12 protein-coding genes are annotated in these 12,738 nt (G+C 28.0%); 8 read left to right on the forward strand and 4 right to left on the reverse strand.

Annotation, left to right across the window (positions count from 1 at the left end):
• Complete coding sequence (locus B0174_RS02970) at positions 1-441, reverse strand: deoxycytidylate deaminase (RefSeq protein ID WP_108558163.1); 441 nt, start codon at positions 439-441, stop codon at positions 1-3.
• A 169-nt stretch (positions 442-610) separates the two neighbouring features.
• Between B0174_RS02970 and accB the strand changes: the two genes are divergently transcribed.
• The 8 genes from accB to bluB all read left to right on the forward strand — a co-directional run bounded on the left by accB (position 611) and on the right by bluB (position 9,888).
• On the forward strand, positions 611-1,072 hold the full coding sequence (accB, locus tag B0174_RS02975; RefSeq protein ID WP_108558164.1) for an acetyl-CoA carboxylase biotin carboxyl carrier protein: 462 nt from the start codon (positions 611-613) through the stop codon (positions 1,070-1,072).
• A gap of 9 nt (positions 1,073-1,081) precedes the next feature.
• A complete protein-coding gene (locus B0174_RS02980; RefSeq protein WP_108558165.1) occupies positions 1,082-2,434 on the forward strand; it encodes an acetyl-CoA carboxylase biotin carboxylase subunit in 1,353 nt (450 codons plus the stop codon).
• Positions 2,435-2,671: 237 nt separating this feature from the next.
• Positions 2,672-4,372 (forward strand): DEAD/DEAH box helicase, encoded by a 1,701-nt coding sequence (locus B0174_RS02985; protein WP_108558166.1) that lies wholly within the window; start codon positions 2,672-2,674, stop codon positions 4,370-4,372.
• Positions 4,373-4,551: 179 nt separating this feature from the next.
• Positions 4,552-6,135, forward strand: coding sequence for an inorganic phosphate transporter (locus B0174_RS02990; protein ID WP_108558167.1), 1,584 nt, complete (start codon positions 4,552-4,554; stop codon positions 6,133-6,135).
• A 66-nt stretch (positions 6,136-6,201) separates the two neighbouring features.
• Entirely contained in the window at positions 6,202-7,116 is a 915-nt protein-coding gene (locus tag B0174_RS02995; protein ID WP_108558168.1) for an AEC family transporter, read from the forward strand.
• 4 nt (positions 7,117-7,120) lie between these two features.
• Positions 7,121-8,911, forward strand: coding sequence for an asparagine synthase (glutamine-hydrolyzing) (gene asnB, locus B0174_RS03000; RefSeq protein ID WP_108558169.1), 1,791 nt, complete (start codon positions 7,121-7,123; stop codon positions 8,909-8,911).
• 54 nt (positions 8,912-8,965) lie between these two features.
• Entirely contained in the window at positions 8,966-9,268 is a 303-nt protein-coding gene (locus B0174_RS03005) for a hypothetical protein (RefSeq protein WP_108558170.1), read from the forward strand.
• Positions 9,268-9,888: a 5,6-dimethylbenzimidazole synthase gene (gene bluB, locus B0174_RS03010; RefSeq protein WP_108558171.1), complete on the forward strand. Its 621-nt coding sequence runs from the start codon at positions 9,268-9,270 to the stop codon at positions 9,886-9,888. Before B0174_RS03005 ends, bluB begins: the two co-directional genes overlap by 1 nt.
• A 19-nt stretch (positions 9,889-9,907) precedes the next feature.
• Here the strand turns inward: bluB and B0174_RS03015 are convergent, their stop codons facing one another.
• From B0174_RS03015 to B0174_RS03025, 3 genes are read right to left on the reverse strand one after another with little or no spacing between them, the layout of a single operon-like run.
• Positions 9,908-10,645, reverse strand: coding sequence for a succinate dehydrogenase/fumarate reductase iron-sulfur subunit (locus B0174_RS03015; protein ID WP_108558172.1), 738 nt, complete (start codon positions 10,643-10,645; stop codon positions 9,908-9,910).
• Positions 10,642-12,243 (reverse strand): FAD-dependent oxidoreductase, encoded by a 1,602-nt coding sequence (locus tag B0174_RS03020; protein ID WP_108558173.1) that lies wholly within the window; start codon positions 12,241-12,243, stop codon positions 10,642-10,644. The genes B0174_RS03015 and B0174_RS03020 overlap by 4 nt, the downstream gene beginning before the upstream one ends.
• 4 nt (positions 12,244-12,247) lie before the next feature.
• A complete protein-coding gene (locus B0174_RS03025) occupies positions 12,248-12,637 on the reverse strand; it encodes a hypothetical protein (protein ID WP_108558174.1) in 390 nt (129 codons plus the stop codon).
• Between the last annotated feature and the right edge of the window lie 101 nt (positions 12,638-12,738).

Genomic DNA, 12,738 nt, shown 5'->3' on the forward strand with positions numbered 1-12,738 from the left:
CTAGTATTCAGAGATTTGTTCAATTTGAACATTATTATCTTTTATAAATTTTGAGATAACTTGTGAATTTGTATGTTCATAAGCTTTTTCATAAACTATTCTTGTAATCCCACTTGCAATTAGATTTTTAGAACATTCGCTACAAGGTTCCAGTGTTACATAAATAGTTCCACCTTCAATAGAAATTCCTTTTCTAGCTGCCCAAATAATCGCATTCATTTCGGCGTGAATTTCATAAGTTTTTGACCATTCGTGGTGATCTTTTGTATATTGTCCATTCCAATGCTCACTACAATTTTTGTAACCAGCCGGAGTTCCGTTGTATCCTGTTGATAATATTCTTCCATCTTTTACAATTACAGCTCCAACTTGTTTTGAAACGCATTTTGAAGCTTTTGCAATTTCTTTTGCAATATTTATAAAACTTCTATCATTTAACATTTTATTCCTAAGTAATTTTTTTTGATTATATCAAAAAGATATTTTAAATAATTAACTTAAATTTATTTGCCCAAACTTAAATACAACTTATTTAAATAAACAAAAATATATTTATCAGAAAAAATGTGCTATTATGAGAAAAAATTTTATTAAATTAAAAAGGCTGAGTATGGATTTTAAAGATATCAAAGAATTAATAAGAGTATTTGATAAGAGTGAACTTAACAAATTAAAGGTTAAAGAAGGTGAATTCGAGATTTCTATGCAAAGAGGTTTTGAAGCTGGAGTTACAACTGTTACAACATCAGCACCAGTTGCACAAGCAACATTTGCTACTCCTGTAGTAACGGCAGCGCCTGCAATTGCAGAAACTGCAAGTGCTCCAAAATTAGGAGATGTTATTAATTCTCCAATGGTAGGTACATATTATTCTTCACCATCTCCTGAATCTCCTTCTTTTGTAGAAGTTGGTGCTACTATTAAAAAAGGGCAAACGCTTTGTATTTTAGAAGCAATGAAAATTATGAATGAGGTTGAAGCAGAATTTGATTGTAAAATTTTAGAAATTTTAGTTAAAGATGGTTCTCCTGTTGAATATGATATGCCAATTTTTGTTGTTGAAAAAATATAAGAGTTAAATATGGCAGAAATTAAAAAAATTTTAATAGCTAATAGAGGAGAAATCGTTCAAAGAGCTGTTAGAACGATTAGAGAAATGGGTAAAAAATCTGTTGCTGTTTATAGTGCAGGTGATAAAAATGCATCATATTTAAAACATGCTGATGAAGCTGTTTGTATTGGTGGAGCAAAATCAAAAGACTCATATCTAAATATTCCAGCAATTATCACAGCTGCTGAAATGACAGGTTGTGATGCAATTTTTCCAGGTTATGGTTTTTTATCTGAAAATCAAGATTTTGTAGAAATTTGTAGATTACACAATATCAAATTTATTGGTCCATCTGTTGAAGTAATGGAAAAAATGGCTGATAAATCAAAAGCAAAAGAAGAAATGATAAGAGCTGGAGTTCCTGTGGTTCCTGGATCTAAAGGTTCAGTTCACTCTGTTACTGAAGGAAAAAAAGTAGCTCTTGAAATTGGTTATCCAATTATGGCAAAAGCTGCAGCTGGTGGTGGCGGAAGAGGAATGAGACTAATTCATGATGAATCTGAATTTGATCAACTATTTATGGCAGCATCAAGTGAAGCATTAGCTGCATTTGGTGATGGAACTATGTATCTTGAAAGATTTATAAATAATCCTAGACACATTGAAGTTCAAGTTGTTGGAGATTCTCATGGAAATGCTATTCATATTGGCGAGCGAGATTGTTCATTACAAAGAAGACACCAAAAAGTTATTGAAGAATCACCTGCAATTTTATTAAATGATGAAACAAGAGCAAAACTTCATGATGTTGCTGTAAAAGCTACAAAATACCTAAAATACGAAGGTGCTGGAACTTTTGAATTTTTAGCAGATGATAAACAAAATATCTTTTTTATGGAAATGAATACAAGACTTCAAGTTGAGCATCCAGTTTCTGAAATGGTATCAGGTATTGATATTGTTGAATTAATGATAAAAGTAGCTGAGGGTGAAAAAGTTCCCCCTCAAGAATCTATAAAATTCAAAGGTCACGCAATAGAGTGTAGAATTACAGCAGAAGATCCGAATTCATTTTTACCAAGTCCTGGGAAAGTTACACAATGGATGGTTCCTGGTGGAAGAAATGTAAGAGTTGATTCTCATGTTTATACAAATTATGTTGTTCCTCCATATTATGATTCAATGATTGGAAAACTTATTGTTTGGGGAAGAGATAGAAATAAAGCTATAAATATTATGAAAAGAGCTTTGGCTGAATTTGAAGTTGAGGGAATTAAAACAACAATTCCATTTCATCAAAAAATGATGGAAAATGAAGATTTTATCTCAAATAACTACGACACAAAATACTTAGAAAACTACAAAAAACTAGAAGATTTATAAGAATAAGAGCATAGCTCTTTTTCTTAAAGCTTAATTTTATATAAAACTAGCTATACTGCGAAAAATTATACACATTTATATACCCATTCTACTTTGATACTTATCAAAGATTCATTTTCATTAAACTGACTTACTCTCAAGACTCAAATTGCGTTTTAATTGTACATTTATGGGTAAGATTTAATCTAAACTATATAACCGTGTGTATTTTTTAATAAATATATACTAAGGTAAAAAATGACTTTTAACGAATTTAATTTCAAAGAACAGTTACAAGATGCTATTGAATCAGCAGGATTCAAAGAACCAAGTCCAATTCAAGAAGAAGCAATTCCTATTGTTTTATCAGGGAAAGATATGGTTGGTCAAGCACATACAGGTACAGGTAAAACTGCTGCATTTGGTCTTCCAGTGCTTAATATGATGAAGGGACAAAATGGTGTTGAAGCTGTTGTTATTGTTCCAACAAGAGAACTTGCAATGCAAGTATCAGATGAATTATTTAGATTTGGAAAGAATTTAAATTTAAATACTGCAACTGTATATGGTGGACAATCTTATAGTACACAATTAAGAAATATTGAAAGAGCTTCTATTATTGTAGCAACTCCAGGAAGATTTCTTGACTTATTAAGAGGTGGTAAAATTGATATTAAACCATCATTTGTAATTTTAGATGAAGCAGATGAAATGCTTGATATGGGATTCTTAGATGATATTAAAGAAATTTTCACATTCCTTCCAGCAGAAAGACAAACTTTACTATTCTCAGCAACAATGCCTCAAGCTATTAAAAATCTTGCACAAACAATTTTAAAAGATCCTGCTTTTGTTACTTTAACAAAAAAAGATATGACTAACTCTAAAATTACTCAAACATTTTATGTTGTAGATGAAAGAGAAAGAGATGATGCATTAATTAGATTATATGATTACAAAAATCCTACTAAATCTATTATATTCTGTCGCACTAAAAAAGAAGTTGATAGATTATCAACTTTCATGGTATCTCAAGGATTCATGGCAAAAGGTCTTCATGGTGATATGGAACAAAGACAAAGAGAAGAGTGTATTAGAGCATTTAAATCATCTAAATTAGAGATTTTAATTGCAACAGATGTTGCAGCTCGTGGACTTGATGTTAATGATGTTTCTCATGTATTTAACTACCATTTACCATTTGATTCTGAATCTTATGTACATAGAATTGGAAGAACAGGAAGAGCTGGAAAAGAAGGTGTTGCTGTTTCTATTGTAACTCCACATGAGTTTAGAATGTTACAAAAAATTGAAAAAAATATTGGTGCAAAATTAGAATCAAGAATTGTTCCTGATATTGATTCAGTTAAATTAAAAAAAGTTGCAGAATTAAAAAATCAAATTGTTGAGCAAGAAATTCAAGATTACGCATTAGCATTAATTGAAGAATTAAAAGATGAGTTTGATATTTCTACAATTGCATTTAAATTAGCATCTATGATTTCAGCATCAACTTTTGTTCAAGGGAATAATACTATTGGAAAATCTGAGTCTGATATTAAAAGACTTATTGAAAATTCAAGTAGATATGATAATGATGGATCAAGCTCTGGAAGAAATTCAAGAGGTGGAAGAGGTGGAAGATTTGGTGGTTCTAGAGGCGGAGACTCAAGAGGTGGTGATAGAGATAGAAGACCATCAGGAGATAGAAACTCAAGAGGTGGCGATAGAGATAGAGCACCAAGAGGCGATAGACCTGCATCTGATAGAGGTCCAAGACCATCGGGTGATAGAGACAGAGCTCCAAGAGGTGATAGACCAGCTGGAGACAGAGCACCAAGACCATCAGGTGATAGAGGTTCAAGACCATCAGGTGACAGACCAAGACCAAGTGGTGATAGAGCACCAAGACCATCAGGTGATAGACCATCTGGTGACAGAAGTAGAAAAAGAGATTAATTCTCTTTTTTGAAATTAATAAATATTCTTATAAAATCTTACAAATAGCCAAATTCACAATTTTTCCTAAATTCTTTTAATAAAATATCTATAATTAGCTTAAGCTTTCTTAAAGCTATGGTAAGCAAAATATTACTATAATATTGTACTTAAATATAAAAAGTTACAAAAGGTTTACTTTGGATATAAAAACTATCAATAGATTTGAAAAAGCAAGAGATAAAACGCTTTCAAGCTTTGCAAAACTTTCATTAGCACTACTTTTTATTGTAGTTGTATTTTTATGGTCATATACTTCTCATGGAAATGTTCCAAATAATACATTTCTAGTAATTGGTGCAATATTTGGAGCTTATATGGCTATGAATATTGGTGCTAATGATGTTGCAAATAATGTAGGACCAGCAGTTGGTTCTAAAGCAATTACCATGACTTGGGCAATTATCCTTGCAGCTGTTTTTGAAGCTTTAGGTTCTTTTGTTGCAGGTGGAGATGTTGTTAAAACTATAAAAGATGGAATTATTAATCCAGATTTAATTGCAAATCCTGAAATCTTTATTTGGGCTATGACAGCTGCACTTTTATCAGGGGCATTATGGCTAAATTTTGCAACTTCTATTGGTGCACCTGTTTCAACTACACACTCAATTGTTGGTGGAGTAATGGGAGCTGGAATTGCAGCAGCAGGTTTTTCTATTGTTGATTGGAATACTGTTGGGAAAATTGTTACTTCTTGGATTATTTCACCTTTATTAGGTGGAATTGTAGCTGCTGGATTTTTATTTTTTATTAAAAAACAAATTATCTATAAAGATAATGTTATAGAAGCTGCAAATAAATTTGTTCCTATTTTAATTGCAATTATGGCTTGGTCATTTAGTACATATATTATTTTAAAAGGTTTAAATAGACTTATTGAGGTACATTTTTTTGTTGCAATAATTATAGGTTTAGCAATTGCTGTTGGAGTTCATTTATTGGTTAAACCTCTTGTAAAAAATGCTTCTTCTAAATTAATAAATAATCGTGCTTCAATAAATACATTATTTAACATCCCTTTAATATTCGCAGCCGCACTATTATCTTTTGCTCATGGGGCAAATGATGTTGCAAATGCAATTGGTCCATTAGCTGCAATTAGTGATGCTATTATGAACTCTGATGTTTCAAGTAATGTTAGTATTCCTTTTTGGGTTATGGCTGTTGGCGCTGTGGGAATCGTTATTGGTCTTGCTTTATATGGTCCTAAACTTATTAAAACAGTTGGTTCTGAAATCACTGAACTTGACCAAATAAGAGCTTATTCTATTGCAATGGCTGCTGCGCTTACAGTTATATTAGCAAGTCAATTAGGTCTTCCTGTCTCTTCTACTCATATTGCAATTGGTGGAGTTTTTGGTGTTGGATTTTTAAGAGAATATCTTGATATGAATGAAAAAAGATTTTTACAAGAAACAAGAAAAAAGTTCAAAAAACATAAAAAAGAACTTGATAATATGCAAGAAGAATTAAATAAAATTGAACTTATTAAAGATAAATCAAAAGTTAATTATATGAAAATTGTTGAACTTTATAAAAAAATTGATGATAGAGAAGAATTAGTAAAACAAGATAGAAAAGATGTTAAAGATGCAAAAAGTATAAAATATGTAAAAAGAGATGCAGTTAAGAAAATAATTGCAGCTTGGATTATTACAGTTCCAGCAGCTTCAATTTTAGCAGCTGCAATATTCTTTATGATAAAAGGAATTATGGCTTCGTAGGTAGTTTTTACCTATGAGTATCTTCTTTGCATTATAAAACAACCAATATTTTATTAGGAATTCAATATCGAAGCTGTATTTTCTGTTTTACCCGTTTATTTTTTTATCTTATTAGGTTTTACTGCAAAAAAGATTTTTACAAATCAACTTGATGAAAGAACGCTAGTTTTACTGTCACTTTATTTTTTCCAACCAATTCTAATTTTTTGGGGTTTAACAAAAAAACCGATTGATTATGAATTTATTTTATCTCCAATTTTATATTTTATAATTATGTTAGTTTCTTTATCAATTTTAATATTAATTAACAAAAAGATTTTTTCTCAAAGACAAGAACAATCAATTTATTTAGCAACTGCATTAATTGGAAATACTGGAAATCTAGGAATCCCACTTGGAATTGCTCTTTTTGGAATAGAATCAGTACCTTACACAAGTATTATTAATATCGCAAATACTTTATTTATCTACATTTTTTCAGTTTATTTTTTTGCAAGAGACCAATTTTCTTTAAAACAAGCAATTATTTCTATTATGAAAATACCTGGGATTTGGTTTGCTTTATTGGCTTTATTTATAAATTCAAAGGGAATTAGCATAAATCAGTATGTTTATACAGCACTTGAAATGGGAGCTTACACTTCAATGGTTATTCAACTTTTTATATTTGGTATGTATTTATCAAGTGTAAAAGTAAAAGTTTTACCGTGGTACTCATCTTTGCATATAAGTTTTGCTAAACATATTTTATTACCAGCGATTGGAATATTTGTTATTGTTTATTTTACAAATTTGAACTCTTATGTTGCTTCTATTTTAATTATGGAATTAATGGTTCCATTAGCTGTTAATAATGTAAATTTAGCTGCTTTGTATCATTGTAAACCTTATGATGTTGCTGCATCTATTTTAATTTCTAGTGTAGTTTTTGTTTCATTTTTATATTTTTATATTCAAATTATTGAATATTTTGTGAAGTAATTTTATGTGTGGAATTATTGGAACAAACTTTTTATCAAATAAATTTGATAAATCTTTAGAACTTTTAAATCATCGAGGTCCAGATTTTCAGAAATCTGTAAAAATTGAAAATAAACAGTTTGGACATACAAGATTAGCAATTATTGATTTAGATGAAGAAGCAAATCAACCTATGATTTTTGATGATATTTTACTTGTTTTTAATGGAGAAATTTTTAACTATAAAGAATTGATTCACGTGCAACAATTAGAGTGTAAAACTAAAAGTGATAGCGAAGTTTTAATTCGACTTTATCAAAAGTATGAATTTGATTTTTTAAATAAATTAAATGGAATGTTTTCATTCTGTATTTATGATATGAAAAAACAACTATATTTTTGCGGCAGAGATAGATATGGTAAAAAACCATTTTTCTACTATTTTAAAGATAATAAATTTATATTTTCTTCATCAATAAAATCTATTTTAAATCTACTTGATTCTAAACCAAATCTAAATAAAGTTGCACTATCTAAATATGTGCAATATTTTGTCTCTTTTGGTGAAGATACTTTTTATCAAGATATTTTTAAACTTGAAGCATCTACATACATGATTTATGAGCCAAATAAAGCTCCTGAGCTTCAAAAGAAGAAATATTACAAGATGAACACATATAAAGCTATAAAGGACGAAAAACAAGCTTTAAATGACATTGAAGAACTTTTAACTAAAAGTGTTGAATATAGATTAAATAGTGATGTTGAAGTTGCCTCACTTTTAAGTGGTGGAATTGATAGTTCGTTTATTTCAGCTCTTTATACAAAAATATCAGGAAAAAAAATAAATACTTTTTCTGTTGGATATGATGAGCATAAAAACTATTGTGAATTAAATTTTGCAAAAATTACAGCAAACCATATAAATTCAAATCACACACCAATAGAAATAAATCATAAAGAGTATATCAAGCACTTTGAAGAAACTCTTGATATGTTAGAAGAACCCCATGGCGATAGTGCTGCAATTCCTTTGAATATTTTAAGTAAACATATAAATAAAGCAGGATTCAAAACTGTTTTATCAGGTGAAGGAAGTGATGAGATATTTTTAGGTTATGAAAGTTATGCTAAGTTTTTAAAATATTATGAGTTTGAAAAAACTTTATCAAAAGAGCAAACTTTTTTCTTAAATGATATTATAGGAGCTTTACAAAATAATACTAAAGAGAGTGAATATTTAAGAAGAATTGTAAAAAAACAAAATCTATATAACTCTTTCGGAGAGATTTATACGGATATTCAAAAGAAAAAATTATTTAAAAAAGTTCCTAGTTTTAAAACTGAAAATGCAAAACAAGATCCAGTTGATTGGATGAGTTATATTGATTTAAAGATTTGGTTAGGTGAAGCACTTTTATCAAAAGTTGATAGAATTTCTATGGGAAATTCATTGGAAGTTCGAACCCCATTTTTGGATTTTAATTTAGTAAATTATATGTTTAGTGTTGAATCAGATATAAAAGTTGGAGATACTAATAAATATTTATTAAAGAAAATCGCATCAAAATATATTCCATCAGAGATTATAAATAGATCAAAAAAAGGTTTTAATTCACCTTTTAATGAGTGGTTATTTAAAGAGTATAAAGACAAAATTCTTGATGTAATACTTGAAGTGAATAATGAAACAAATTTATTTAACAATGACTATATTATCCATATTTATGAACTTGCAAAAGCAAATAAATTTAAACAACATCTTTATTCACTTTATGTTTTTTCTTTATGGTATAAGAAAGAGTATTTATCTTAAGATAAAAAGTTGTAAAATCAAATTTAATCTAAAATTATAAACAAAAGAGAAGATATGACTATATTAATACCCGTAGATTCAAAAAATAGACATGAATGTATTATTTCATCAATTGAAGAAAACAAAGCTTGGGCTTTTATTACTTTAGATGAAGGAAAAATTTCAAATGTTGAATTTTATGATAGAAGAGAAGATATTAGTGTTTGGATTGATGCTGTTGTTGTTATAAATCCTTTAGAATATGTTTGGCCTTTTATGGATGAAGGAATTATTGCATTAATTGCACCTACTCAAAAAAGTATTGATGAAATTGTTGAGGCATTTTTATTCAAAGATTTACATGATTTCTCAATATAATGAGATTCAATAAAAAAGATTTATTTACTCTTCAAAATATTATTGCATCAAGACGAGATATTCGTGGCAATAATTTTATAAATAAAAAAATATCAAATAAAAAACTAAAAATTATTCTAGAATCAGCACTTAATGCACCATCTGTTGGTTATTCTCAGCCTTGGGAATTTATTATTGTTGATGAAGAAAAAAAAGACTTAGTTTACAATCATTTTAACAAATCTTTTGAAAAAAGCAAAACAAAATTTCTTGATAAGCCTTTATATAATTCTTTAAAACTTGAAGGTATAAAAGAATCAGCAATTAATATAGCTGTTTACTATAAAAAAAGTTCATCAAATATTCTTGGTCAAACATATATGAAACGAACGGGAGAATATTCTGTTGTTTGTGCGATATTAAATATGTGGTTAACGGCAAGAGTTTTAAACATTGGTATGGGTTGGGTATCTATTTTAAAACCTAAAAAGGTAAATAAAATTTTCGATATTGATAAGAATGAGTATAAATTTATAGCTTATTTGTGTTTTGGATATACAAAAGAATTTTATTCTGAACCTGAATTAAAAAAACTTAAATGGAATAAAAAAAGAAAATTAAAAGATTGTTTATTTAAATAGAAAGATATAACTTTCTATTTTAAAATCCATTAGGATTAAATCCTCCAAAATCATCTGAAAAATTATCATTAAAATCAAAATTCTGAGTATAGGAATTTGAATAACCCTTTTGTACAGAAATATTTTGTAGCTTAACAATATCTGCTTTTGGGTCAATATTCTGTGGACAAACTAAAGTACAAGCACTACATAAAGTACAATCCCAAATTCCATTTGTTTGTATAGAATCGATTATAGTTAAGTTATTAGAGTTCTTTGCATCATTTATATATCTTAATGCTCTTGTTAATGCAAAAGGACCTAGGAACTCTTTATTTACATCATAAACAGGGCATGAACTATAACATGAATTACAAAGTATGCAATTACTTTGAAGATCAATGTTTTTAATATTTTCTTGAGATATTTGTACTGATTCCATATTGCCATCGATTGACAAATCCATTTTAGAAATCAATAATGTTTCATGTGAAACATCTACTACTAGATCTTTTATAACATCTGAGTTTTTAATTGCTTCAATTAAATCATTTTCATTTAGATTAGTTTTACATGCAAGTTTTTCTATTCCATTTACTCTTACCGCACATGAACCACAAACACCACTTTTACAGCCACATCTAAATGTTAGAGTTGAATCTTTTTCTTTTTTAATTTCTATTAGAGCTTGTAGTAAATTTGTATTATAAATATTAAATTCATCTAATTTATTGCTTGGTGATAGTTCTTGATTAAATCTTTTTATATTAATTTTCATACTATTTCCTCGAATTCAATAACAATTTTATTATTGACTTTATTTAGTATTGTATTTCTTTCGTACTCTGGTTTTTCAGTAGGATAATCCAACCTAAAATGGCTTCCCCTACTTTCTTTACGATTTAATGCAGAAATTGAAACTAATAAAGCAACATCAAGTATATTTATAAACTCTAAAAATTCAACAAGATTTTTATTATATGCTTTTGATTTATCTCCAATCCCCATATTCTCAATATCTAAATATATATTTTTTAGTTTTTCTATTAGATCAAAAATTTTCTCTTCGTTTCTAAATAAACCTAAATTATTAAAAAGTAGATTCCCAATATTGTCTTTTTGTGTATAAAAATTTATTTTATTTGAATAATTAAAAATTTTATTAATCTTCTCTTCTTCAAGTTTTACATAATTATGTGATGTTTTAATTTCTAAAATATTTTTTCCATCATTTGATGCATTTGTTCCAGCAATTTTTCCAAATGTAATAATTTCAAGTAAAGAATTTCCTCCTAATCTATTCGCACCATGAATAGATGCTTCTGCACATTCTCCACAAGCAAAAAGGTTTTTTATATTTGTTCTAGCATCTATATCAGTTTTTATTCCACCCATACTATAATGAGATGCAGGAGTTATAGGAAGTAATTGCTCTTCAACTTTAATATTTGAATAATCGTATGCTAATCTTCTTTCTTGAGGCATAAATTCTTTTATTTTATCTATTCCTAAATGTCTTAAATCTAAATAAACTTTTTGATTCTTCTGTATTTTTTCATATATTGCTCTTGCAACTTCATCTCTTGGTTTTAATTCATCAATAAATCTATTTTGTGTTTCATCAAGTAAATAACCGCCCTCGCCTCTGGCACTTTCACTGATTAATATATTTGAATTTTCAAGGCTTGTTGGATGAAATTGAACAAACTCCATATTTGATAATTTTACTCCAGCATTAAAAGCAATAGCAATTCCATCAGCAGTATTTGCATATGAATTTGTAGTATGATTAGTATAAATCCCAGCATAACCACCTGTTGCTAAAATAGTAGTTTTTGCTAAAAATTCATTTACAATTCCCTTTTTTATATCAAGAGCAGTTACACCTATACAAGAATTGTTTTCAATTATTAGATTTAATAGTAAATGTTCATTTTTAAACTCAATATTTTGTTTAATACATTTATCATAAAGTGTATGTAAAATCTTTAATCCAGTGTAATCACTTGAGTAACAAGTCCGAATTTTTTTTGTTCCACCAAACTTTCTTTGTGAAATTTTATTATCAAATGTTCTATTAAATGGGACTCCAATTGAATCAAGCCAATAAATAGTGTCCTTAGCATTTTCACACATCATCTTTATATTGTCTTTATTAGATAACATACGAGAGGCTTTATATGTATCTTGTGTATGAATATCTATGCTATCATCATCTTCATAAAGAACTGCATTTATTCCCCCTTGTGCTTGTACACTTTGTGAATGTGTTGGATATGTTTTTGAAAGAACCAAAACTTTTGAATTATTTTTTGTTGCATTAATTGCAGCTGTTAAGCCTGCAATTCCAGAACCAATTATTAGTACATCAATCATAACATTAATCCCAAAATTCTTTTAATGGTTCAGGTTTATCTTTTGTTAAATCAGAATCAAATGAAAATTCATTTTGCTCATCTTCAATAGATATATCATTGAGCTCTTCTTTTTTAGATGCAGTATCTTTGTTTATTACTTCTATCTTTTCAATAAGAATCTCTTTTTTTATTTCTTTTTTATTAGATGGCATTTCATTTTTTAGTGATAAATATTCATTCATAATTTGTTCATAAAAATTAAAATCCAAAAGGATAATTCCAGGTTTTCCATCTCTTAAAACTATTGCTTTTTCTATTTCATTTTTATTCAACTTGTCAAAAATACTTTTACTTTTTCTAATTAATTCAGTTGATGAAAACATTTCATTCGAGGTATATTGTAATAATCCCATGGTTTACCTTTATGTATTATAATATGTATTATAACACAAATTAGAATTAATTAATTTTTTCTTATTAAATATCATTTATAAAAATTTATGTAGTTATTTCA

The sequence above is a fragment of the Arcobacter caeni genome, from assembly GCF_003063245.1.
In the GTDB taxonomy this organism is placed as follows: Bacteria; Campylobacterota; Campylobacteria; order Campylobacterales; family Arcobacteraceae; genus Aliarcobacter; species Aliarcobacter caeni.

Bases quoted from the DNA above. Each gene is read 5' to 3' on its own strand.
- B0174_RS02970 (WP_108558163.1), bottom strand. From the start codon at position 441: ATGTTAAATGATAGAAGTTTTATAAATATTGCAAAAGAAATTGCAAAA.
- accB (WP_108558164.1), top strand. From the start codon at position 611: ATGGATTTTAAAGATATCAAAGAATTAATAAGAGTATTTGATAAGAGT.
- B0174_RS02980 (WP_108558165.1), top strand. From the start codon at position 1,082: ATGGCAGAAATTAAAAAAATTTTAATAGCTAATAGAGGAGAAATCGTT.
- B0174_RS02985 (WP_108558166.1), top strand. From the start codon at position 2,672: ATGACTTTTAACGAATTTAATTTCAAAGAACAGTTACAAGATGCTATT.
- asnB (WP_108558169.1), top strand. From the start codon at position 7,121: ATGTGTGGAATTATTGGAACAAACTTTTTATCAAATAAATTTGATAAA.
- B0174_RS03005 (WP_108558170.1), top strand. From the start codon at position 8,966: ATGACTATATTAATACCCGTAGATTCAAAAAATAGACATGAATGTATT.
- bluB (WP_108558171.1), top strand. From the start codon at position 9,268: ATGAGATTCAATAAAAAAGATTTATTTACTCTTCAAAATATTATTGCA.
- B0174_RS03015 (WP_108558172.1), bottom strand. From the start codon at position 10,645: ATGAAAATTAATATAAAAAGATTTAATCAAGAACTATCACCAAGCAAT.
- B0174_RS03020 (WP_108558173.1), bottom strand. From the start codon at position 12,243: ATGATTGATGTACTAATAATTGGTTCTGGAATTGCAGGCTTAACAGCT.
- B0174_RS03025 (WP_108558174.1), bottom strand. From the start codon at position 12,637: ATGGGATTATTACAATATACCTCGAATGAAATGTTTTCATCAACTGAA.